The organism is Nocardia sp. GCM10030253 (assembly GCF_042675075.1).
Taxonomy (GTDB): Bacteria; Actinomycetota; Actinomycetes; order Mycobacteriales; family Mycobacteriaceae; genus Nocardia.
This window is the reverse complement of record NZ_JBHTDL010000002.1, coordinates 128,411-151,083: the sequence shown is the minus strand read 5'-3', so window position 1 is coordinate 151,083 and position 22,673 is coordinate 128,411. Positions and strand designations below refer to the sequence as shown.

General features: G+C 66.8%; 23 protein-coding genes. 13 read left to right on the top strand and 10 right to left on the bottom strand.

Annotated elements, in window-relative coordinates:
• Positions 1–39: 39 nt before the first annotated feature.
• From ACFQZZ_RS01150 to ACFQZZ_RS01135, 4 genes are all read left to right on the top strand, one after another.
• Positions 40–810, top strand: coding sequence for a histidine phosphatase family protein (locus ACFQZZ_RS01150; RefSeq protein WP_378672507.1), 771 nt, complete (start codon positions 40–42; stop codon positions 808–810).
• A gap of 71 nt (positions 811–881) precedes the next feature.
• A complete protein-coding gene (locus tag ACFQZZ_RS01145; RefSeq protein WP_328400927.1) occupies positions 882–1,466 on the top strand; it encodes a DUF3090 domain-containing protein in 585 nt (194 codons plus the stop codon).
• Between the two features lie 3 nt (positions 1,467–1,469).
• Entirely contained in the window at positions 1,470–2,270 is an 801-nt protein-coding gene (locus ACFQZZ_RS01140) for an SCO1664 family protein (RefSeq protein WP_378672503.1), read from the top strand.
• A 61-nt stretch (positions 2,271–2,331) separates the two neighbouring features.
• Positions 2,332–3,312 (top strand): aldo/keto reductase, encoded by a 981-nt coding sequence (locus ACFQZZ_RS01135; RefSeq protein ID WP_378672500.1) that lies wholly within the window; start codon positions 2,332–2,334, stop codon positions 3,310–3,312.
• A 65-nt stretch (positions 3,313–3,377) separates the two neighbouring features.
• Here the strand turns inward: ACFQZZ_RS01135 and ACFQZZ_RS01130 are convergent, their stop codons facing one another.
• Positions 3,378–4,244, bottom strand: coding sequence for an LLM class flavin-dependent oxidoreductase (locus tag ACFQZZ_RS01130; protein ID WP_378672497.1), 867 nt, complete (start codon positions 4,242–4,244; stop codon positions 3,378–3,380).
• 275 nt (positions 4,245–4,519) lie between these two features.
• On the opposite strand from ACFQZZ_RS01130, the gene mshC reads away from it, so the two are divergent.
• Both mshC and ACFQZZ_RS01120 read left to right on the top strand, forming a co-directional pair.
• Positions 4,520–5,758: a cysteine--1-D-myo-inosityl 2-amino-2-deoxy-alpha-D-glucopyranoside ligase gene (gene mshC / locus ACFQZZ_RS01125; RefSeq protein ID WP_378672495.1), complete on the top strand. Its 1,239-nt coding sequence runs from the start codon at positions 4,520–4,522 to the stop codon at positions 5,756–5,758.
• Between the two features lie 73 nt (positions 5,759–5,831).
• Positions 5,832–6,932 carry an MBL fold metallo-hydrolase gene (locus ACFQZZ_RS01120; protein ID WP_378672492.1) on the top strand — a complete coding sequence of 367 codons (1,101 nt, stop codon included), beginning with the start codon at positions 5,832–5,834 and terminating at the stop codon, positions 6,930–6,932.
• A gap of 127 nt (positions 6,933–7,059) precedes the next feature.
• Here ACFQZZ_RS01120 and ACFQZZ_RS01115 read toward each other — a convergent pair whose 3' ends face one another.
• A complete protein-coding gene (locus ACFQZZ_RS01115) occupies positions 7,060–8,058 on the bottom strand; it encodes an alpha/beta hydrolase family protein (protein ID WP_378673207.1) in 999 nt (332 codons plus the stop codon).
• 193 nt (positions 8,059–8,251) lie between these two features.
• Here ACFQZZ_RS01115 and ACFQZZ_RS01110 point away from each other — a divergent pair, with 193 nt between their 5' ends.
• The 4 genes from ACFQZZ_RS01110 to ACFQZZ_RS01095 all read left to right on the top strand — a co-directional run bounded on the left by ACFQZZ_RS01110 (position 8,252) and on the right by ACFQZZ_RS01095 (position 12,689).
• On the top strand, positions 8,252–9,094 hold the full coding sequence (locus ACFQZZ_RS01110) for a PaaX family transcriptional regulator C-terminal domain-containing protein (protein WP_378673204.1): 843 nt from the start codon (positions 8,252–8,254) through the stop codon (positions 9,092–9,094).
• Between the two features lie 417 nt (positions 9,095–9,511).
• Entirely contained in the window at positions 9,512–9,685 is a 174-nt protein-coding gene (locus tag ACFQZZ_RS01105; protein ID WP_378672489.1) for a hypothetical protein, read from the top strand.
• 272 nt (positions 9,686–9,957) lie between these two features.
• Positions 9,958–11,301: a hypothetical protein gene (locus tag ACFQZZ_RS01100; RefSeq protein WP_378672487.1), complete on the top strand. Its 1,344-nt coding sequence runs from the start codon at positions 9,958–9,960 to the stop codon at positions 11,299–11,301.
• Positions 11,298–12,689: a PQQ-binding-like beta-propeller repeat protein gene (locus tag ACFQZZ_RS01095; RefSeq protein WP_378672485.1), complete on the top strand. Its 1,392-nt coding sequence runs from the start codon at positions 11,298–11,300 to the stop codon at positions 12,687–12,689. The genes ACFQZZ_RS01100 and ACFQZZ_RS01095 overlap by 4 nt, the downstream gene beginning before the upstream one ends.
• A 234-nt stretch (positions 12,690–12,923) precedes the next feature.
• Here ACFQZZ_RS01095 and ACFQZZ_RS01090 read toward each other — a convergent pair whose 3' ends face one another.
• Positions 12,924–13,106, bottom strand: coding sequence for a hypothetical protein (locus ACFQZZ_RS01090; RefSeq protein WP_378672482.1), 183 nt, complete (start codon positions 13,104–13,106; stop codon positions 12,924–12,926).
• A 96-nt stretch (positions 13,107–13,202) separates the two neighbouring features.
• Between ACFQZZ_RS01090 and ACFQZZ_RS01085 the strand changes: the two genes are divergently transcribed.
• A complete protein-coding gene (locus ACFQZZ_RS01085) occupies positions 13,203–14,477 on the top strand; it encodes a saccharopine dehydrogenase family protein (RefSeq protein WP_378672479.1) in 1,275 nt (424 codons plus the stop codon).
• Positions 14,464–14,613, top strand: coding sequence for a hypothetical protein (locus tag ACFQZZ_RS01080; protein WP_378672476.1), 150 nt, complete (start codon positions 14,464–14,466; stop codon positions 14,611–14,613). Before ACFQZZ_RS01085 ends, ACFQZZ_RS01080 begins: the two co-directional genes overlap by 14 nt.
• A 45-nt stretch (positions 14,614–14,658) precedes the next feature.
• Here ACFQZZ_RS01080 and ACFQZZ_RS01075 read toward each other — a convergent pair whose 3' ends face one another.
• The 7 genes from ACFQZZ_RS01075 to ACFQZZ_RS01045 all read right to left on the bottom strand — a co-directional run bounded on the left by ACFQZZ_RS01075 (position 14,659) and on the right by ACFQZZ_RS01045 (position 21,686).
• Positions 14,659–14,994 (bottom strand): hypothetical protein, encoded by a 336-nt coding sequence (locus tag ACFQZZ_RS01075; protein ID WP_378672473.1) that lies wholly within the window; start codon positions 14,992–14,994, stop codon positions 14,659–14,661.
• A 9-nt stretch (positions 14,995–15,003) separates the two neighbouring features.
• Positions 15,004–16,470 (bottom strand): hypothetical protein, encoded by a 1,467-nt coding sequence (locus tag ACFQZZ_RS01070; protein WP_378672470.1) that lies wholly within the window; start codon positions 16,468–16,470, stop codon positions 15,004–15,006.
• Positions 16,467–16,769: a WXG100 family type VII secretion target gene (locus ACFQZZ_RS01065; RefSeq protein ID WP_378672467.1), complete on the bottom strand. Its 303-nt coding sequence runs from the start codon at positions 16,767–16,769 to the stop codon at positions 16,467–16,469. The genes ACFQZZ_RS01070 and ACFQZZ_RS01065 overlap by 4 nt, the downstream gene beginning before the upstream one ends.
• 17 nt (positions 16,770–16,786) lie before the next feature.
• Positions 16,787–17,254, bottom strand: a complete 468-nt coding sequence (locus tag ACFQZZ_RS01060) for a WXG100 family type VII secretion target (protein ID WP_378672464.1) — start codon at positions 17,252–17,254, stop codon at positions 16,787–16,789.
• Positions 17,255–17,411: 157 nt separating this feature from the next.
• Positions 17,412–19,229 carry a fatty acid--CoA ligase FadD11 gene (fadD11, locus tag ACFQZZ_RS01055; protein WP_378672461.1) on the bottom strand — a complete coding sequence of 606 codons (1,818 nt, stop codon included), beginning with the start codon at positions 19,227–19,229 and terminating at the stop codon, positions 17,412–17,414.
• A gap of 84 nt (positions 19,230–19,313) precedes the next feature.
• Complete coding sequence (locus tag ACFQZZ_RS01050) at positions 19,314–20,426, bottom strand: methyltransferase (protein WP_378673201.1); 1,113 nt, start codon at positions 20,424–20,426, stop codon at positions 19,314–19,316.
• A gap of 315 nt (positions 20,427–20,741) precedes the next feature.
• Entirely contained in the window at positions 20,742–21,686 is a 945-nt protein-coding gene (locus tag ACFQZZ_RS01045; protein WP_378672458.1) for a LysR substrate-binding domain-containing protein, read from the bottom strand.
• 70 nt (positions 21,687–21,756) lie between these two features.
• Here ACFQZZ_RS01045 and ACFQZZ_RS01040 point away from each other — a divergent pair, with 70 nt between their 5' ends.
• Positions 21,757–22,665 (top strand): dihydrodipicolinate synthase family protein, encoded by a 909-nt coding sequence (locus ACFQZZ_RS01040; RefSeq protein WP_378672456.1) that lies wholly within the window; start codon positions 21,757–21,759, stop codon positions 22,663–22,665.
• The last annotated feature ends 8 nt before the right edge of the window (positions 22,666–22,673 follow it).

Below are 22,673 nucleotides of genomic sequence, written 5' to 3'. Positions count from 1 at the left end.
CAACGGACTGCGTCCGATACCGCCCATTAGGCTGGCCGCATGACGGTAATCCTGCTGCGACACGGTGTGTCGACCTCGAACACCGCCCGCACCCTCGCGGGCCGCAGCCAAGGCGTCGACCTGACCGAACACGGCAACGAGCAAGCCAGGGCGCTCGCCGACCGGCTGGCCGCACTGCCCATCGAGCACATCGTGCACTCGCCGCTGCTGCGCTGCCAGCGCACTGTCGCACCGCTCGCGGAGAAGCTGGACCTGGAACCGGAATACGACGACCGGCTGATCGAGGTCGACTATGGCGACTGGACCGGCAAGCTACTGGCCGATCTGCTGACCGAACCGCTGTGGAAGGTTGTGCAGCGGCATGCCTCCGGCGCGGTGTTCCCCGGCGGGGAAGGCCTCGCGCAGGTACAGGCCCGCGCGGTAGCCGCGATCCGCGAGCTCGACCGGAAATTCGCCGAGCAGCACGGCCACGACGTGCTGTGGGTCGCGTGCTCGCACGGTGATGTCATCAAGTCGGTGCTCGCCGACGCGTTCGGCATCCATTTGGACGGTTTCCAGCGCATCGTGGTGGAGCCTGCGTCGATCAGTGTCGTTCGCTATACCCCGACCGCGCCGTATGTGTGGCGTGTCAACGACACCGGGACCGACCTTTCGGCGCTGGCGGCGTCCAATCCGCTACGGCCGGTAGCCGATTCCCGCTCCGCGGGGGACGCCGAACCGGTCGATACCTCCGGTCCCGTTCCCGGCGGGGAGCTTGGTGGTACCGGAAGTGCGGATAATGGGAATGCGGAGCGTCGAGATTCCTTGTAAACGAGTAGTCGGCGTGTTGAATGTCTGTGCGCCGCGGGTAGTCGATCAGGGTCACGTATCAGGAGGTGCATGTGTCACGCGCAATCCATGTATTCCGCACCCCCGATCGTTTCGTCGCCGGGACTGTCGGTGAGCCGGGCGATCGTTCGTTCTATTTGCAGGCCGTGCAGGAACCGCGCGTTGTCAGCGTGCTGCTGGAGAAGCAGCAGGTAAAGGTGCTCGCTGACCGCATGGGTCTGCTGTTGGACGAGGTCGCGCGCCGCTTCGGCGCCGAGGTGCCGCCGCAGGCCGATGATGTGGCCGACGTCGACCCATTGGTGACGCCGGTCGATGCGGAATTCCGGGTCGGCACCATGGGCTTGGGCTGGGACGCCGATGCGGGTGCCGTGGTGGTGGAGCTGCTCGCGATCACCGAGACCGAGGTCGACGAATCAGTCGTGCTCGACGACACCGAGGAAGGCCCGGACGCGGTGCGGGTTTTCCTGACCCCGATCCAGGCGCGGGAGTTCGCGCTGCGCTCGACCCGTGTCATCGCGGCGGGGCGTCCGCCGTGCCCGCTATGCGGTGAACCGCTCTCGGCGCGCGGCCACATGTGTGTGCGCACCAACGGATACAAGCGCGGGGATATTTTCGGCGCGGCCGAGCTGGAGGAGTAGCCCGTGGCTGCGTGGCACACCGCCGACTTGACGGTGATCGGACGGGTGACCGTCGCAAGCAATGTCACCCTGGTCTGTGATGTGCCGGGCACCGCAGGCCCGGACGGTTCGCCGTTGCGTGTGGTGTACAAACCGGTGCGCGGTGAGCAGCCGCTGTGGGATTTCCCCGACGGCACCCTCGCCGGCCGCGAGGTGGCCTCGTATCTCATCTCGGATGCGCTCGGTTGGGGCGTCATCCCGGAAACCATCCTGCGCGATGGCCCCTACGGCCCCGGCATGGTGCAGCGCTGGGTAGACGCGGTGGACAACCACACCGAGCAGGGCAACCGCCTCGACCTGATCGACCTGGTCCCGGCGGGCGCGGTCCCGGACGGGTTCTGCGAAGTGCTACGCGCCCAAGACCCGGCGGGCAACGAAGTGTCGCTGATCCACGCCGACGATCCACGCCTGCAGCGCATGGCGGTACTGGACATACTGCTCAACAATGCCGACCGCAAGGGTGGACACGCCCTGGAGGGCACCGACGGCGAGGTCTACGGCGTCGACCACGGCATCTGCCTGCACAGCGAGCACAAACTCCGCACGGTGCTGTGGGGATGGGCCGGCCGCGGCGTCGGGAAAGATCTGATCGACGACATCACCGCCTTCGCGAAGGCGCTGCCCGGCCGAGTCGCCGACGCGCTCGCCCCGCACCTCACCGACACCGAGATCAAAGCACTCGCCGATCGGACCCAGCAGCTGTTGGACGACCCGGTGATGCCGGTGCCGCGCACCTCCCGCCCGATTCCCTGGCCCGCCTTCTGAGCGTCAGGGTGGCCCCCGCAGGGTCTCCCTGCGAGACCACGCGGTGTACAAGACTGGGCACATGCGATACCGACTCTTCGGCTCGACCGGCTTGCGAATCTCCGAACTCGTCTTGGGCACAATGGGTTTCGAGGACGCCGAGGAAAGCCGACGCATCATCGACGCCTATGCCGACGCGGGCGGCAATGTCCTGGACACCGCATCGGCCTACGGCGACGGGGAGAACCTGCTCGGTTCGGTCATCCAACGACGCGACCGTTTCGTCATCGGCACCAAATACACCCTGTCGCGTGACACCGGTGACCTCAATGCCGCAGGCAACCACCGCAAGAATCTCGTGCTGTCCCTCGAGCAGAGCCTGCGGCGGCTTCGCACCGACTACATCGACATCTACTGGGTGCACCTGTGGGACCGGCACACCCCGATAGAGGAAACGATGCGCGCACTCGACGACGCGGTCCGCGCAGGCAAAATCCTCTACGTCGGCATCTCCGACGCCCCGGCCTGGGTGGTCGCCCGCGCCAACACCCTGGCGCAATGGCGTGATCGGACGCCGTTCGCCGGCCTGCAGGTGCCCTACAACCTGCTACAGCGCGATATCGAGCGGGAACTGCTGCCGATGGCCGAATCCTTCGGAATGACTGTCACCGTATGGGGTCCGCTCGCGCGCGGCTTGCTCGCGGGCGCAACAAGTGGACGCCGGGTCGACGAGGCCACGCTGACCCCGCGCGATCGTGCCGCGTCCGCCGCCGTCGCAGCGGTCGCCGCCGAAGTGGGGGCGAGTCCCGCTCAGGTGGCGCTGGCCTGGCTCCGGCACAGGTCCGCGGCGGTAGTGCCGATCATCGGTGTCAGCAGTGTCGCGCAGCTCATCGACAATCTGGGCGCGGTCGAGCTCACGCTCTCCGACGACGCGGTGCGACGGCTGGAGGCCGCGGCACCGTTCGCGCTCGGGTTCCCCGGCGATTTCATTGCCGAATGCGAGCCGCATCCCTTCGCGTTCGGGGATAGAGCCACGTTGGTCGACGGGCGTCGACTGCGCTGACGGCAACCGTTTGTGCACACCGGTCGCGGGCAGGATGTCGCGGGCCGAGCAGGTGCGCTGAGGACTCAGCCGAGCAGCGGACGCACTTTCTCGCCGACGAAACGGACGAACTCCACCAGATCCGAGTCGTCGTCGGTCGGCTCGAGCACGACGGTGTCCGCGCCGGCGGCCACGTATCGGCGCACCGCGTCCGCGATGGCATCGGGGTCGCCCGCGACGCCAGCACCCTCCTGGAATTCGTTGTGCCGGGCCTTCGCCGCCAGGCGTGCGGCCGCGTCCGGTCCGGTTGCCGCGGCCAGGTACACGATCACCTGATGAGGTTCGGTCCGACCGGCTACAGCGCGCCCTTCATCGATGAGAGCCCGCGCCACACGCACGCCGTCCGGGGCGGTGCGTGAGGTGAGGATCGTGCCGTCGGCGAGCTCTCCGGACAGCCGTAGGGTGCGAGGCCCGCTCGCGGCGGCCAGGATCGGCGCGGGCATGGTGGGCGGCCAGTCCAGCGCGACCTTGTCCAGCCGCACATAGCGGCCCGCGGCAGTCACTGTTTCACCGTTGAGCAACCCGCGCAGCGCGCCGAGTTGTTCACGCAGCAATGTCATCGGTGACTCGACGCCGGCGCCGACCTGCGCCATCCATTCCTGCACTCCATGCCCGAATCCCGGCATGATCCGTCCCGGGTGCAGCCGCAGCAGCGCGGCGACCTCCATGGCAGCCAGTGCAACATTGCGCAATGGCACCGGCAGCACGCCGATGCCGACGCGCACTCGCTCGGTCCGCGCCAGCACCGTCGCGGCGGCCGCGATGCCACCGCCCCAGAAGCAGTCCTCCCACAGCCAGAGTTCGTCGAGACCGCTGTCTTCCGCCGCATTGCTCACTGCGGCAAGATGTTCCGGAGGGATCTGGGGGAGCGAGACGGCACCGAGGACAGTCATCCGGTCACGATAGCTCCGGGCACCGACAGCTGGGCTCGATCGAGCCGCCCCGACAGCCGACAGCGCGGCTGCTCGGTGATTGCGAGAACCCGATTCGCCCGGTTCGCCGACCTCGCAACTCGGTCGCGCTTCGCATCGAACCAGCGAGCGCGAAAACCTTGACATCTGCCGGTCGTAACATTCGCGCAGGTCGCAACCCGCCATGAGGGTGTGCTACGTCGCGAATCAGACGGGGCGAAGGCCGATGATCTCGACCACACCCTTACCCTCGAATCATGCAGTCCTGGTCCGATACCGCCCTACCCACCATCCCCGGAGCAGGGCCACCGTTGCGGTTGTTCGACACCGCCGACCGACAGGTCCGGCCGGTCACCCCCGGCCCGACCGCCACCATGTACGTCTGCGGGATCACTCCCTACGACGCCACCCATCTCGGGCACGCGGCAACTTACCTGACCTTCGACCTGGTCAACCGGTTGTGGCGGGACGCGGGCCACGATGTGCACTATGTGCAAAACGTGACCGATGTCGACGACCCGCTGTTCGAACGAGCCGCCCGCGACGGCCTGGACTGGCGTGATCTGGGCACCCGCGAGATCGATCTGTTCCGTGAGGACATGTCCGCACTGCGGATCGTGCCGCCGCGCGACTACATCGGCGCCATCGAGTCCGTCGACGAGGTCGTGGAGCTCGTACAGAAGCTGCTGGCCTCCGGTGCGGCCTATGTCGTCGACGACGCCGAATTCCCCGACATCTACTTCCGCGCCGACGCCACCGAGCAGTTCGGCTACGAATCCGGCTACGACCGCGAAACCATGGACCGGCTGTTCGCCGAACGCGGCGGCGACCCGGCCCGCCCCGGCAAACGCGACACCATCGACGCGCTGCTGTGGCGCGCGGCCCGCCCCGACGAACCGTCCTGGCCCGCCCCCTTCGGCGCGGGCCGTCCCGGCTGGCACATCGAGTGTGCGGCGATCGCACTCAACCGTGTCGGCCCCGAATTCGACGTCCAGGGCGGTGGCAGCGACCTGATCTACCCGCACCACGAGTACTCCGCCGCCCACGCCGAAGCCCTCATCGCCGGGCGCCGCTTCGCCCGCCACTACGTGCACGCCGGTCTGATCGGCCTTGACGGCGAGAAGATGTCGAAATCCAAGGGCAACCTGGTGCTGGTCTCCAAGCTGCGCCGCGCGGGCACCGACCCCGCCGCTATCCGCCTCGGCCTGCTCGCCGGTCACTACCGCCAGGACCGCATGTGGACCGACACCGTCCTCGCGGCGGCCATCCAGCGCCTTGACCTGTGGCGGCGCACGACGTCCCTGGATTCCGGTCCGGCCGCCGAGGACACGATCGCCCGCCTGCGCCAGCACCTGGCCGACGACCTCGACACCCCGAAAGCCTTGGCCGCCGTGGACAACTGGGCCAACCAGGCCCTCGAATACGGTGGTGCGAACCGCGACGCTCCTACCTTGGTCGCCACGGCGGTGGATGCCCTGCTGGGCGTGCATCTGTAGGTCCTGTTCGACTCGCCCGAGTCCTCGGTCAGGAGCTCTTGCCCGTGCTGTGATTCCGTGATCTGGTACACACGTGTCCAAGATTCATCCGCGTGTCCTGATCGGTCGGCGCACCATGCTCGGCGGCGCCTTCGGCGCCGCCGCACTGATTGCCGCGGGCCGCCTCGAAGCATCCGCCGAACCTGCCGGCGCCCGAACGGTGGCGGCACGTCAGCGTTTCTTCGGCGCGGACATCGTGGACCCGGACACCGGCGCGGTGCGTGCCGATCGGGTGGCGCTGTCGTGGGTCGGCTGCACCACCTATGCGTTGGCCCTCGGCGGCTCGGTGCTGCTGCTCGACGCGTGGGTCCCGCGACTGACCAGTTCCGGCTACGTCCCCGCCACCCCGCAAGATCTGGCGGATCTACGTCCCGAGGCAATCTTCATCGGGCACGGGCACTTCGACCACGCCGGTGACGCAGGCCGGATCGCGCAGGCCTCCGGCGCGGTCGTGCACGGCACCGCTGAACACTGCGCCACCATCCGAGCCCAGGTGTCGGCCCCGTCCTTCCCGACCGTCGCTCTGGGTGACGCGAACACCCTCATCGGAGAGCGACACGAATTCACTGTCGGCACTGTTGCGGTCACTGCCATCCGACACTTGCATTCCGCCCCAACGGCTCCCGACCGCACCGACCCCTCGTCCCCCTTCTTCCCGCTGCCGGATCTGTGCGCGATCGTCCAATACCCACCCACCCTCGACGGCGTCCTGCAGAATCTGCCGCGCCTGCGCGACCAGGAAAACGGCGTCCTGCTCTACCAATTCCGCGTCCCCGGCTTCTCCCTGGTCTGGCACGACTCCGCGGGTCCCCTCACCGAGAACGCCCCCCACGTCTTCGACGTCCTCGCCGGCCTCCCACCCACCGACGTCCAAATCGGCGCCATCCAGGGCTACAACCAACTCACCAACGGCCTCCGAGACCCCCGCCGCTACATCGAATCCCTGCGCCCCACCCTGTTCGTTCCGAGCCATCACGACAACTGGCTACCCGGTCTGACCGCCTCCGCCGCCACCTACGACGCCCCGCTGCACGAAGAACTGTCCCGCCTCCCACCAGGAAAGCGCCCGGAATTGCGTGCACTGCACGACCCGGTCGACTACCTCAGCCCCCAACGACTGACCTTCCGGTTGTAGGACTTTCGCGCAACTCGGCCGGAGCCTGCCGCACACATGGACGCCCGCCGACGCAGGCGAGCCGGACATGGCTGCGGCAAGTCCACCAGAGAAGCCGCACGCTCATGTCCCGGGAAGACGCGGTTCCTCAGCGGAATTGCTCGAGGTAGCTGCGTTGGTTGGCCAGGAAGCCGGCGGTGAACAGTGAGCGGGGCGCAACGATGGCGACAATGGTGGTCTTCATGGTGCTGGTCTCGATGTCCTTGCGTATCAGTGAGTGTGTTGCGTCGGGATAGTGCTGTACATGGAGCAGGGCAGGGTCGGGGATCAGTCTGCGGTAGGTGGTTTCGGTGTCGGCGATGTCGACGTTGATGTCGTGGTCGGCGAGGATCAGCAGGGTGGGGATGTGTGTTTCGGCGAGGTCGGCGGAGGCGTCGGCGAGGTAGTTCTTCTGGGCGAAGCGCCAGCGGTCGGGTGTCATGTCGGGCGGGAGTTCGCCGGTGGCGTCAGCTTGTTCGAAGGTCGCGCCGGCGCGCAGCAGTCGCAGCCTGCGTTCTCTGTCTGCCAGTGCCGCATCGATCCGGGCCTGGTCGGCATGGTCGGCATGGAGTTCGGCGATGGTGTTGTAGCGGCCTTGCTGGAGCCAGTTGACGGCGGGCGAGACGGCGATCATGAACCGCAGCAACGGATCTCGGTTCACGACCTTGGGCAGGACCCACCCTGCCTGGCTGGCACCCCATAGTCCGATGCGCTGCGGATCGATCTCCGGCCGGGTTCGAGCCCAGGCGATCGCGGCGATGGCCTCGGTCGCGCGATCGTCCATGCTCTGATCCAGCCAGTTTCCGGGTGCGCCGGCGACACCGGGCTTGTTCCAGGACAACGATGCGTAGCCCGCTCGGGCGAAGGACTCCCACATCGGACGATAGAAGCTCTCGTGGGTGGCGTCGATGGGACCGTCGCCGTGGATGAAGACCACCAGACCGAAGGGGCCCACACTGTCCTTCGGCAGCGCCAGCACCCCGTTGAGCGGCTGCGCCCCACCCGGAATGGTGACTTGCCGCTCGCGCAGGTCGTAGCTGTTCTGATACACGATCCAGCCGCCCGCCGCGGCGAGCACCGCCAGCACTGTCATCAGCGCGCCGAGCACCCGCCATCGGCGGCGACGGTGCGGCAATCGGAGGCGCTCGGGTTCCATGACATCTCCGAATCGTTCATTCTATAAACGGTCGTATGGAATCTGATCATACTATGATCGGAAGGATTGCCGAGCCGAAAGGTCAGGGGTGGACGACAACACCGACGACACCACCGCAGTACCGACACGCGTGCTGGTGGAGAGCATGATCCGCGAGGACGCCACCATCGACGCCGATGAGCTCTACACGGTGGCGAACGCGCTCGGAATGAGCGATCAGCAGATCCGGCTGTGCGTCCGGCGTCTGGTTATCGACGGCCAGTTCACCCAGGAGGGCCGGGGCCGCAAGGCGATACTGCGTGCGAGCGCCGAGGTCGAGAGCACGCTGGCGCCGGATGTGGAGTACGTGCGCTACATGTTCGAGCAGGATCGCGGAGCGGCGCCATGGGACGGCACATGGCATCTCGTCGCCTTCGCCATTCCCGAAACGGCCAGGCAGGCAAGGGATTCGATACGTGACGGCATTGTCCACCTCGGTGGCGCACCGATTCAGGGCGGTTTGTACGTCTGCGCGAATCCGTGGGAGCGACAGCTCCGATCACTGGCGGCCGAGCTGGATGTGCTCGACCACCTGACCACCTTCACGACCTGCGAGCTGCGGGTCGGGCGGATCGAATCGCCACGCGATATCGCCGCACGCCTGTGGCCGCTCGACGATATCGCCGCAGGTCACCGCAGGCTCCTCGATGTCGCACAACACCGACTGCGACGGCTGCGGCGAGCTGCCGAACTCTCCGACACGGAGTTGGTGACCTGCACGATCGAGCTGGCCGCGGAATTCACCCGGGCAATGCACCCGGACCCCTTGCTGCCACCGGAATTGCTGCCGCGGCCATGGGCGGGAACTCGGGCGCGCCGAGTGGTGGCCGAATGCTGGTCACAGCTGCGCGCCATCGAGATCACCCGCACTCCACCGCGCCTGTTTCGCAGCTACGCCGAGGTGATCCGCGAGGTGACCGAACACGCTGCGACGCAGACTGTTTCGTAGACGCTGCCGCCCCTTCGGGTCCACCGCCGTAGCGCTGGTGGCGGCTGGCACCCGGCCACTTCCTCGCCCACGCCGACCCCAGTGCCCGCACCGGCATCATCCTGCTCGCCGACGACGACCCCGGTGACGAACTGATGACCGGGAAGCCACGAGCGCGTCGTCACTGCCCACGCCAGGCATGGATGGCCACGGATGGATTCCGTCACGGGCAACCTGTTGATTCGCGTAGCGGCGCCACGGGCAGCGTGCCGCCAGACGAGGGGCGAGTGTTCACCCCATCAGGATCGGTGCCGACCAGCTCGCGGGAGAGGGGGCTGGGAGGAGGGTGGAGGTGTTGGTGCGGTCGCGTCCAGGACCGGGTCATGCACGGCAGCGTAGAGAACACCACTGACACGGCCGCTCCCAAACCCTCGCGGCATGAACAATCTCAACCGGTCCACAGAATTTGACAGGGTCGACGACACCGTCAACCTGATACAGGCGCTGGACATCGGCTTCGGTGTAGAGCCGGTGACCTGCTCGATTCCCGTCGTCCATCCGCTTCCATCTCACTTCCACCGACGCACCTCGCGCTGGTACCGCCGACGCTAGGACCTGACGTTACGTCAGGAGCAAGCCGAAACTTCCCGCTGGATCTCGCGACAACAGCGCTACGGAAACATGCTGCAGTGCCGCGTTGAGCGCTGAGAGAACCGGCCACGCGCCGCGCCCGAAGGTCAACGGGCTGTGGTCATCTGGGCCCGGCCGAGTGCGGCCGAACGCACCATCACCCCGCGGAGCGCGCGGTCGGCGGTTGGGATCGCTGTCATCCGATACCCCTCTGCGAGTGGGGCATGTCGGTAAGGGCAGACACAATGCAGGACATGGAAACCGGTGATGACAAGGAACCGACCGCGCCTTCCCCCGCTGTCACCCGATGGACGGTGGGTCTGACCTGCGTAGCGATCGTGGCGACCGCTTTTCTCATCGCCGGGCTGCTGCACGAGCCGGAGCCGGAGTTGACGACCGCACCGGTCACCCCCACCACGTCAGAGCCGCCGGATCCGGCCGCCGAATACTCCTATGTCACTCCGCCGGTCACGTTTCCGGTGCAGATCCCGGGTTGTGATGTCGTCGAGCCCCCACAGCAAGGGCAATCGATCGGGATGGCTTACTTCGACACGTACGGATACGACAATCCGTCCTATCCGTGGTTCTCCGGCCCCAAGGCCGTCGCGATGACGCAGGTGCTGCAGGATGCGCTCCCCGGTGATGTCGAGATCGCCTTCGCAACGGTGGATCGCTCGCTGGTGTTCCAGCCGATCCTCGGCGATCCCACGGAGGATAAGGGACTCGGCGGCTGGACCACTGCGCACGCCACCCTGCTGCGCGGCGACCGAGCGGGCACGCTGTCGGTGACCGTTCGGAAGTCCACCACGCCGATCCCGCCGTGCGTCGCCGGCAACCTCGACGAGAGGCGACACCTCCCCGACGGCACGATCGTCGATACCGATGACACCTGGTACGAGACGAATGGGGTTCGTACCCTTTCGCGCACCGCCACCGGTTATCTGCCCGACGGATCCGTCGCCCACGCGAACGCCACCGATGATGCCACGGACGCAACCGGCCGTGCCCGAGCCGTCCCCTTGACCAACGATGATCTCGTCGCGCTCGTCATCGCCCCCGGACTCCGCATCAGCGCGCCTGTTCCGCCCGGAACGCCGAGCCCGCCCGAGTCCTGCCATATCGGCTCGGAATCCTCCGCTGTGATCGATCAGGCCCAGGCCCGCCGATGGGACGCGGTGCTGGCACAGATTCCGCTCGACGGCTTGACCCTCGACCGGCCGCTGGGGGCGCTGCTACCAGCGGGCACGGGCGGGGTGTGCCAGGCGGTTCGAGTAACCACACCCGGCCGGCAATCGCAGTTGAGCGTCGCGATCAGCACCGGGCAGCCCCTCCCGCAGGAGCCTGATACTTCATCGAACGACGGCGCGACCCATGTGGAGTCACGGCGGCTGCCGGACGGGGCGGTGGTCGAGACCCGCGAATGGCGAAGCACGCTGATGGAGCCGTCGCCCTCGCCGCGAACGACCCGCACTGTCAGCGTCACCCGCCAGTCCGGGACACGGATCCAGGTCACCTCCGCCGACGCCCCCGCCGAGCCTCTGCCGTTCGCGCTACTCGAGGAGATCGCCCTGAATCCGGGCCTCGAGGTGTCGCGATGAGAACGATCCCCGGGCTTTGCAACCTCGTGCTCGCCGCCACGGCGGCCGTAATCACCAGCGCCGGTGCGGTGGTGGTCCTCTCACAACCCGAGGACAGCACGCGCAAGATCACCGGCACCGCGGACTCCGCTCCGGGCCTCGCGTGGTCGACAAGCGCCGCCGCCTACGGGCGAGCAGGCGCGGAGTTCCGCGACCCTAGGGCGGGCACCGAATTCGATACCGGCGGACCAGGATTTGTTGACGCGGGGGACACGCTGGTGACGGTGGTCGGTGTGCCGGACGATGGCATGTACCTGCGGGATCCTGTGCTGGTCGGCATCGACGCCGGCACCGGTGCACAGCGCTGGCGGACCCCCGCCGCGGACCTGCGCGGTTGCGGGCCAACCCCTGTCGACGACCAGGTCGTATGCTTCACTTCCGACCAAGCAATGATCGGATACGACGTTGCCACCGGCGAGGTCACGCGCACGCCGACGGATTGGCTTCCCTTCGCCATCGCGACCCTCGACGATCGCGTGTATGTCGCCGAGGGTGACGTGGAATCCGATGACGTGCGCGTCCATGCCGGAACGCTCGCCGATCCGGATGCGTACTGGTCCCAGGCGTTCAGCATGGGTACCGCGTGGGAAGATCTGCCCGCCGACGCCTTGGACGTGTCCCACGGCCAGGGTGTATTCACCCTCGGCGTCGATCTCGCCGGGTTCGACCTCACCAGTGGGAAGCCGACCTGGAGCGCGACCCAGGACGGATGCTCCGACGCCGGCGCAACCAGCGGCGCATTGGTCGTGCACACCCGAACCGAATGCCGCGGCCACAGGATCACCGGCAGCACCATCCTCGACCGCACGGGCCGCACCATTGCCGCCACCGATAGCGAAGTCGCCCAAACCCTTTCGATCGACCTCCCCACCGACGAAACCATCCCCGTCCTGCTCGGCGACAGCGCCCATGACCGCCGCACCGGCAGCCCGATATGGCACAGCCCCGACCTGATTTCCGCACCCCGGGAGACCAACGAATACAACATCAATGCCACGACCGGCACCGCGGCGGCAATTCTCGGCGACATCGCACTACTGCGAGACATCCACGCGCACACCACAACCGGCCTGGACTTACGCACCGGACACCGGCTGTGGCGGACCGACACCACCCGCTTCGGCACGATCCAGGGATGGGACAGACACACCGTTGTCCTGTCCGACCACACCGGACTCTGGGCGGTCGACCCGCGAACCGGCGCCATTGCGTGGGACATTCCGTTTCTCGCCGTGAACGCCGATCTCGATGCCCTCACCGAACCCGGTCAACTCGCCGCACACGGGAAGGGGCGCTACACCTACGCCAGTGCCCGGACAATGATCGGGCTCCGTCCTCTCGAACGCTGAAACCGGACTGCCTCGAGATCCCGCGTTCGTCGCTGCTCTTGTACCGGACAACGGCCCATATCGCGGCACCGTCTCAACGAATACCGGGCACGAACCCGCGGATGACATGGGACGGTCCCGAATCTCGGACGCACTCACACGCAGCGGGGCGCGTGATCTCCGGGTGAGACCCGCTGTGGCGCAGTACATCCGAACTCGCCGACCAGACGCTCACGCAGCAGAAGGTAGTGCTCCTCAACCACGGCCGCGCGGGAATGGCCGCGCCCAGGGGTTGTGGCGATCCAGAACCCGGTCCACGTCGACGGCAATCCAGGCGGGTACCGCGCCGGCGCCCGGTCCGCTGAAGGGCAGCCCAACCTCGGCGAACGCAACACAACTCACCGCTTCGACCACTTCGAGTCGCTCGAAGGTCATCATGCCCCTTCCGTCGACGGGCGAACTGGTCGACAGTATCGTTCATGATACCGTCGATCGTATCTAGAATGAACTATTCTGGGAGATCGGGGACATGCGATGAAGGTTCTGGCATTGGGCGGTTGTGGCGCGATGGGGGCGATGGCGGTGCGCACGGCGGCGACATTGCGCGGGGTGCACGAGATCGTGGTCGCCGATCGTGATCTGGCCGCCGCGCAGGCATTGGCGCACGAGCTGGCAGACAGCGGCGCCGACGCGCACGCCTGCAGGGTCGACGTGACCGACCGGGCGGCACTGCACCGCGTGTTCGCCGAGGCCGATGTGGTCCTCAATACTGTTGGCCCGTACTACCGTTTCGGCCTATCCGTGCTGCGGGCCGCGATCGACACCGGCACCCATTATCTCGACATCTGTGACGACTGGGAGCCGACCGTGCAGATGCTCGATTTCGATGACGACGCACGGGCAGCGGGTGTCTGCGCGATCATCGGAATGGGTGCGAGCCCGGGGGTGAGCAACCTGCTCGCGGCACGCGCGGCACGGGAACTCGACAGCCTCGCCGACATCTACACAGCGTGGCCGGTCGATGTGCCCACTATGACCGGCGCCGACACCCAGCTCACCGGCCCCGACGGGACGCCGACCGCGGCGGCGGTGCATTGGATGCAGCAGATCAGCGGAACCGTGGCCGTGGTGCGGGCGGGCGACATCGTGCGCGAACCGCCACTGCGGCCAGTGACTTTGGCGGTGCCGGGTGGGCGCGCGGGTACCGCGTACACCGTCGGCCATCCCGAACCGGTGACGTTGCGCCGGACGCTGGCACCGTCGGGCACGGCGGCGAATCTGATGGTGATCACCCCCGGCACCGCCGCCTATCTCGATGGTTTGCGCACAGACCTCGACCGGGGCACGCTCACCAACGAATCCGCCGCGGTCGCGCTCGCGGAGCCGACAATGCGGCGTGGCCTGCGCTCGATGGTCCGGTCCGTCGGATTCAAGTCTCCCGGCACGCTGCCGCCGTTCTTCGCCGTCGCCTATGGCAGCAAGAACGGCGACCCGCATGCGGTGCTCGCCCACCTCGACGGCGGCGCTTCGCTCAGCGAAGGCGCCGCTCTGACCGACGATATGGCGCGCGCGACCGGAATTCCGTTGGCGCTGAGCCTGGCTCAGCTCGTGGACGGCGTCGCGATCCGCCCCGGGGTGCACCCACCCGAGGGGATCATCGATATCGATCGTTTCTTCGACGACCTGGCCGCGCACCTCGATCCAGAACGGCAGCGTGGCCGAGTCGTCGTCGAACAGTGCCCGATCGGGACGCTACCTCCAGTTGGCAGGCGCGACCACGGACTGAGCTGGTGCCGTGTCCGGGAATGACCATCACAGCCACGGCGAGCAGGGCGCCGCGATCGGCGACTACATCCGCTGGCACGACCACCACACCGGCCCGGTGCGCAACTTCGCTGTCGGATCCAAGATCCGACACCTGGATTACCCACCGAAGGCTGCCTGACACGGCACTAGCGTGACCGTCTGGGGGTGAGGTCGGGTGTGGTGGTCACTGTTGAGGGTCTCGCTGCTCGTGGGGTTCCTCGTTGTAGGTGATCCGTCGACCGTCTGCGTAGTAGGCCGGTCGTCCTTTTTTGTCGAACCACTCGCCCGTTTTCGGGTCTCGGGTCCAGCCCTCGAACTCGGTGCCCCCCAAATCATCGGAGAACCGGCCACCGAACCCCGGCGCCTCCCCTTCGGGCGCTGGTGGGGCGTTGCGGAGAGTGCGATTGAAGTCGTCGAGGATCTTTTGATTGCGCGCGATTTCCTCCGGCGAAGGCATCACCCCGCGCGCTTCGAGTTCTTCGCGGGTGTGGAAGGTCTTGCCACCGACTTTTTTCGGCATGGGTTCGTCCTAGATTTCCGACATCTGAATCACGGTCCGGCCCGTCGCCGGATCGACAGTCTTGCTGTGCACCAGAAACTCTGTCCCGGACGGAAACAGAACCTCGTCCGGGGTGCCGTACTGGCTGTAGTCGCGCCCCGTTTTGCTCACGATCTGGAATTCGACGTTCGAGTTCTGCACCGTGAGTTCATTCACCCCCTTCGGGTTGGGGGTCGTAGAGGTGAACCCGTGCTCTGTGGTCGACTTCCCTGGCACGTATTGGTCGAGCTGTTCGGTGGTCAAGTTGGTGTTCCGCAGCACCGGCCCCTCATGGGCGGGCAACTTGCCCAACGCTTCATTGAGTGCGTCGATCTGGCGTTGCTGCTCGGGAGTTGGGGTATCGCCGCTCCGCAAAATGTCGGTCAAGGACCGGCCGCGGAGGTCGCTGGGCCCTTGCAGAAGCGCCCGCCGATCTTCGTCGGTCAGAGCATCCAATCCGCTGCGAGGCCTGTTGGGTTGGTCGTTCTTCTTCCCCAGCCGATCGTGTAGGTCCTTGACGGCTTGTTTGGCCTTTGCCATCGCGGCCTTCGCGTCGTCGGCCAGCCCCTTGAGCTGCAAGGCTTTACGTGCTCGCCAGGCGGTGATGGCCGCTTTGATCTTCACGGCCCATCGTCGTGCCGACTCGACAGCTTTGGCGCCGGCGATCAGGCCGCCGACACCGGTAAGGCATGTGGCGACGACGGTGATCGCTACGTTGATCGCAGCTTCCTGGACGATGGCTTCCAGGAATCCCTTGATCTCGTTGCGTAGTTCTTCGATCGATTCCTTGTAGTCGGTGCAGGTCTTGCTGATCTGTTTGCACGTGTTGAGCAGTTCTGCGATGGAGGTCTCCAAGGTCTTCAGGTCTTCCCGAACCTGCACCGCATCCTTGGAGGTCACCCCGTCGAAGAGGCTGGCTGCAATCGTGATCTTGTCTTTGGCGTTGGTGTTCTGATAGATCGTGCCGAGCCGATCCCATGCCTCGGCCGCCTTGGCGAGCGTTTGGGTGTTACCGTCCGGGAGAGGGCAATTGATGGCGTCGAGGACTTCGATGGACGCTTGCGCAATGCCTTGCGGGGTTCCTCCGGCTGCTGAAGCCGGAAGGGCGTAGGGCCCGAAGGTCACTGTGGATGATGGATCCTTCGGCCTTTCCGGCTGTGTTGTTCCCTTCAGCGTGGCATCGGACTTGGCATGTTCGAAACCGAGGTCGTTGAGGGCGGTGCCGTATGCGCGCAGGGTCGCGTAGGTTTGCCCGAAGAACGCTACTGCTTCACGGGCCGATTCGTCGTAGGAGCTCGCCCAGGCCCGGCCGTCTTCGTCTCTGCCCGCCATCTTTCCGTGGCTGTTGAGTTCGGAGAAGACATATTTGAAGCTGTCGTTCAGCGCTGCGGCGGCGTCGAAGCAGTTGGTGGCGGCCTGGTAGTAGACCTTGGGATCTACCTCGAGTTTGGTGCTCATATGCCCAGAATCCGTAGGGTCTGGGATGCGGCATTGGTGTAGCTTTCGTGGGCGTCCTTCACGGCCCCTTCCAGAGCCGCAAGCCCGTCCTGCATATCGGTGACCCCCGCCAACCACTCCGTGTGCGCCTCGCTATAGGCCACCGCTGCCGCGCCGACCCATACGCCTTCGACTTCCTTGGCTTTCGCCTCGAGCTCCGCCAGCCGATCGGCGACGGCTGCCTGGTATCCGCGCATGCGAGCGGCCAACTCCTCGAGTTTGTCGAGGTCGACCGAGAATGCTGGTGTATAAGCGGTCATGAGATGTCTGTTCCCATTCAGGGTAGGTCCAGGGAGCTGATCCCGGCGGCGTACGACTGGTCGGTCGCGCGGAGGGTTTCGGCGGTGACTCCCAGCTTTTCGGCCAGCTCGAACAACGCGTCCCACACTTGGTCAGCGCCTTCGTGGAACTCCTCCCACGCGGCGGTGAAAGTGCCGGCGTTGTTCCCCACCCAGCTATCGATCGTGATCTTCGTATCGGTCACCAGCGACGAGTACCCGGATCTACACTCCTCCGCTATCTGGAATGCCAAGCGTCCCAACGCTTTAACCTCGTCGGTCTCAACGGATAGTGACGATGGATCTCCCGTAGTCAATATTCCCCCTGCCAATCCACCCCAGAGCGGGCGTGCTATCCCCGCATGTCTTCGCTGGGACCGTACTCCCAGGAGCAACAGACGGCAAAACGGGTGTGGTTGCCGGGGTCGCTCGAGGCAGCGTGATGCTCGAGAATGCGTCCGCCACACTCTGACCGATCGCCGCCCGGTTACAGCGGCAACCTATCCCGACGCGGTACCAGCCAGCGTGGACCTTCGCGGGTTGGGCGCGCTATCGCGAGCTGGCGAGCGACCATGAACTCGCGGCACGTCTTCGAGTTCGGCCAGCCGACGACCACGGACGCGGCTAGCCGGCGGGCACGTCCACGGATTCGGCGGGCTCGTGCACTGTCGCCGCGGGTTCGGCGGCATAGAGCTGCTCGATCTCGGTGGCGTATTTCGCGTCGATCGGCTTGCGGCGCAACTTCATCGTCAAGGTGACCTCGTCGCCGCCGGGCTCCCAGAACGTCGGCAGGATGGTGAAGCGTTTGATCTGCTCGACGCGCGAGAGCTTCGCGTTGCCCGCCGCGACACCGCGGGCGATCTCGGCGATCACGCCGGGATCGGCGGCGAGCGTGGCGGGGTCGGCATCGGAGAGGCCGTGCTGGAGGGCATATGGTTGCGCGGATTCGGCGTCGAGCACGATCAGCGCGGTGTTGAACGGCCGAGCGTCGCCGATGGTGGCCAGCGCGCCGACCAGCGGGGCAGCGGCCTTGATCGCGTTCTCGATGTTGGCCGGGGACATGTTCTTTCCCGCGGAGTTGATGATGAGTTCCTTCTTGCGGTCCACCACCCGCAGGAAGCCCTCGGCGTCACGGGTGAGGATGTCACCGGTGTGCAGCCAGCCGTCGGCGTCGATGACCTCGGCGGTCTTCTCCGGTTCTTTGCGGTAGCGGCGCATGACCAGCGGACCGCGGACCAGGAACTCGCCGTCCTCGGCGATCTTCGACTCCATGCCGGGCAGCATCCGCCCGACGGCACCGAGGCGCGCTTCCGAGGGCGGGCTGGCACTGGCCACACAGGTCAGCTCGGACATGCCCCAGATCTCGGAGATCGGAATGCCGAGGCCGGCGAAAAACCCGAGGGTCTCAGGTGGGATCGGCGCCGCGCCCGACATCGCCCACTTCACCTGGTCCAGACCGAGTTTCGCGCGCAGTTTCGACAGCACCAGTTTGTCGGCCTCGGCCCATTCGGCCGCAAGTCGCGCCGCGATCGGTCGCCCTTCCAGCTGCGCGGCCGCCTTACGCGCGGCCACCTCCAGCGCCCACTGCAAGGCGGCGCGGGTGGTGGCGTCGGGTTCGTTGGCGACAGAGAATTCGACCGCGGCCTTGAACTTTTCCCATACTCGCGGCACCGCACCCCAGATTGTCGGATGCACATCCAGTAGCGCTGCGGGCAGCAGCTTCCGGTCGGGCACCACGGTGATCTGGGTGCCGAAGACCTCCTGCAAATACAGTGCGGTCATGCGGTCGGCCATGTGCGCGCTGGGCAGGTAGGAGGTCTGGCGGTCACCGAATTCGACGGGCAGCACCGCGTTGAAGGCGTGTGCCTCGGCAAGCAGGTTCGCGTGGGTGATCTCCACGCCTTTGGGGTTGCCGGTGGTGCCGGAGGTGTAGACCAATGTCACGACATCCTCGGGCTGCACTGCCTTCCAGGTCGCTTCGAAGTCGAAATCGGTGCGGCCCATGGCTTTCAACTCGGCCACACTGATGGTTCCGGCATGCTCTGCATCGACGCACACGATGGTCTCGATCGGAACCCCGCACGAGCGGATCCGCTCGACGTACTGTTCCTCGCAGATCAGGACCCGGTTCTCGGCATTGGTGAACACATGGTTCAACTGCTCGGGAGCGAGGGTGTTGTACACCGAGAACGAGGTCGCCCCGGCGTGTTGGGCGCCCACCTCGAGCGGATAGAACTCGACCCGATTGCTCATCATCAGCGCGACGGTGTCACCGCGGCCGATCCCGAGGGCGTTGAGCCCTGCGGCGACATGCCTGGTTTGATCGGCGTATTCGCGCCAGGTCAGGGTCTGTCCGCCGCCGATGGAGCGGACCGCGACCGCCTCCGGTTCGATCGCGGCGGTGCGCTGAAATGCAGCGCACGAAGTGTTCGGTTGATTCATCGCACAGTCTCTATCACGTCGCCCGGCCTTTGCTGTCACCGACGGTAAGTCGCCAGCCGAGCCGCGCGGGACGTTTCGCGCGATTTAGCCGCTCAGACGCCACAGCGAAGTGATCTCCGCGGCACGCGCGGCGTGCAGGGGATCGGTCGGGTCTGTCGGTCGAGTGTGGCGCGGTCTGGTGTCGATGCGGTCGAGCACGCGCAGCCCCGCCGAGGCGATGGCGTCGGTCAGTTCTTCGCGTGTTCTCAGCCCGAGGTGCTCGGCCAGGTCCGACAGAATCAGCCAGCCTTCGCCGCCCGAATCCAGATGGGCGGCAAGGCCGTTCAGGAAGGCGTGCAGCATGGCGCCGTCGGGGTCGTAGACGCCCTGTTCGACGGCGGCGGTGGGACGCGCGGGCAGCCAGGGTGGGTTGCACACGATGAGGTCGGCGCGACCGTCGGGGAAGAGGTCGGGGCCGATCACCTCGATGCGGTCGGCGAGGTCGAGCCGGTCGATGTTGTCGCGGGCGCAGACCAGTGCACGCGGGTTGATGTCGGTGGCCACGACCCGATCGATGCCGCGACGGGCGAGCACGGCGGCGAGCACACCTGTTCCGGTGCCGAGGTCGAACCCGGCGCGGGGACCTCCATGCCCCGTCGGCAGCGGGGCCCGTGCGACCAGATCGACATATTCACCCCGCACGGGTGAGAAGACTCCGTAGTGCGGATGGATGCGCGCCCCCAGTGCAGGCACATCGACGCCCTTGGCCCGCCACTGCTGCGCGCCGATAGCGCCGAGCAGTTCAGTGAACGAGACGACCATCGGTTCACCCGATGACCCGTAGGTCTCGGCGCACACCTGCCGCAGATCAGGCGCTCTGCGCAGCGCGAGGGTATGGCCCTCCGACAGCTCGACGATCAATTTTCCCAGCACCCGCGCACGATGGCCGCGAGCTCTGCGATAGAGGTGGAACGATTCGGCGATGCCAGCGCCCGGTGGCGTCGCGATGCGGTCGATGCGGCGACGCAGCGCCTGCAACAACTGCCGCGCCTGCTGAAAATCGCCCTGCCACAACAGTGCGGTGCCCTCACACGCCAAGCGATAGGCGGTATCGGCACGCATGGTGTCATCGGCGACGACGACGTGTCGGGGCATCGGGGCGGCGCTCTCGGAATGCCAGCGAGCGCTGCGGTCGGTGTCGGCTTCGGTCCAGTGCATGGTGGGCACAGCGTGCTCCTCGTGATCGAACGTGCATGGGCACGGAGAGCACTTCGACCAGGAGCGGGAATCAGCCGGTGTCGGACCCGGGTGACGAGGGTCGCAACGGAGAAGGGCTAGTGGTCCTGCGTCGAAGCGCGAGCGAAGGAGTCGCCGAGGACCATGCCGAGCGTCACGAGAAGCCCTTTCACTGAGATACCCCACAAGACTCCCACACCAGGTGGGGTGGGGGTGCCGCGGGTGTGTGGGAATGGCAGTCACCGTCGCATCCGAGCATCGCGATCCACGACCGGGGCCCCACTGGGTACTGCGGAGTTAGGCCTCGAACGGCCGCTGGTGATGTCGTGGCGGCGCGTTCACGCTCCCGCGGGCACCGCTTGCGCCGACGGTCGCATGCATGGCCGCGGCGAACGCTGCGATGGCCGGATGCCGGTCGGCGCCTGCGCGGAAGGCAATTCTGGTGTGGCGCGCGATGGGCAGTTCGGTGAGTATCACGGTGGCGGGCGGATGTGCCGCACCCAGTTCCGGGACCAGTGCGACGCCGTGTCCTGCCGCGACAAAGGCCAGAACTGTGCCGAATTCGTCGATTCGGTGGCGAATGTGGGGCAGGAAGCCCGCGGCCTGGCAGGCGCGCATGGTCATGGTGTGGCAGCGGGTGCCGGTGGTCGCCACGATCCATGGCTCGTCGCGGCACGTGGTGAGCACCGTGTCGGGGGTGGCGGCGCGTGGCGTGGTCGAGGCCAGGAACATGATCTCGCGGTAGAGGGGTTCGGTGCGCACACCGGCTTCGGGTGGGAACGGCACCAGGTCGTAGTCGTGCACCAGCGCCACATCCAGTTCGCCCGCTCGCAGGGCGTCCGCGACCAGCGCCGGATCGAGTTCCGCCACATGAGGTTCGAGGCCGGGATGGTCCGCGGCCAGGGCGCTCAGCGCGGCGGGGATGAAAGCCTGTGTCGCGGAAGGGAAAGCGCCGATCCGCAGCCGCCCGGTCAGCCCGGCCTCGGTGTTCGCCAGATCCGCCTCGGCCTGTTCCAGCCGGGCCAGTACGGCCTCGGCGTGCCCGACGAGCGTGTGACCGGCCGGGGTGAGCCTCACCCGTCGCCCGGTGCGTTGCAGCAAGGCGACTCCCGCCTCGCGCTCCAGCGCACTGAGTTGCTGCGAGACCGCGGACGGGGTGAAGGCCATGGCCTCGGCGACCGCCGCGATCGTGCCGCGCCGCGCCAGTTCCCGCAACAGTCGCAACCTGCGCACATCGAGCATCAGCTGAGCTTACGCTCGACGGCACAAATGCGAACTAGACCTGTGGGTATCGTGCCGACAAGCTGAACAGATGGCTCAGCACGAAGCTCTGCAGGGGATATTCGTCCCGCTCGTCACCCCGTTCACCGTCACCGGACATATCGCCGTGGACGCACTCGAATCCTTGGCCCACCGCGTACTCGATGATGGGGCAACCGGACTCGTCGCACTCGGCACCACGGGCGAACCGGCCACCCTCGATGCCGACGAAAGGCGGACGGTCCTCGCAGTGTGCGCCGAAGTCTGCCGCACCCGAAACGCACCACTGATCGTCGGCGCGGGCGACAACAACACCCGCGCCACCGCCACCGCACTCGACGCTTTCGCCTCCCACTCCGAGATCACCGCGGCTCTGGTCCCCGTGCCCTACTACACCCGCCCGTCGGAAGCGGGCGTCCGCGCACACTTCACCCAGCTCGCGGCACGCAGTCCGGTGCCGGTGATCATCTACCACATCCCTTACCGCACAGCCCGATCCGTCAGCGCGGACACCCTGCGCGAACTCGGCCGCCTGCCCGGCATCGCCGCGGTGAAGTACGCGACCGGCGGCATCGACGCCGACATCATCGACCTGCTCGGCGACCTACCCACGGATTTCGCCGTCCTCGCAGGCGACGACCAATTCCTGTCCCCACTGCTCGCCCTCGGCGCCGCAGGCGGCATCCTCGCCTCGGCGCAACTGACCACCACACCGTTCGTCGCCCTGATTGCGGCCTGGCGCAACGGAAACCGAGCACAAGCCCGCAGATTGGGCGCAGCACTGGCAGCAATGTCCGCCGCCGCCTTCAGCGAACCCAACCCGACGGTGATCAAGGCCGTCCTGCACGCCCAGGGCCGAATCCCCACCCCCGATGTCCGCCTACCCCTGCTCCCCGCCTGCGCAGACGCGGTGGCGCGGACCGGGAAACTACTCGCCGATCTCGCCGAAGTGCAGATCTGACGACCCCG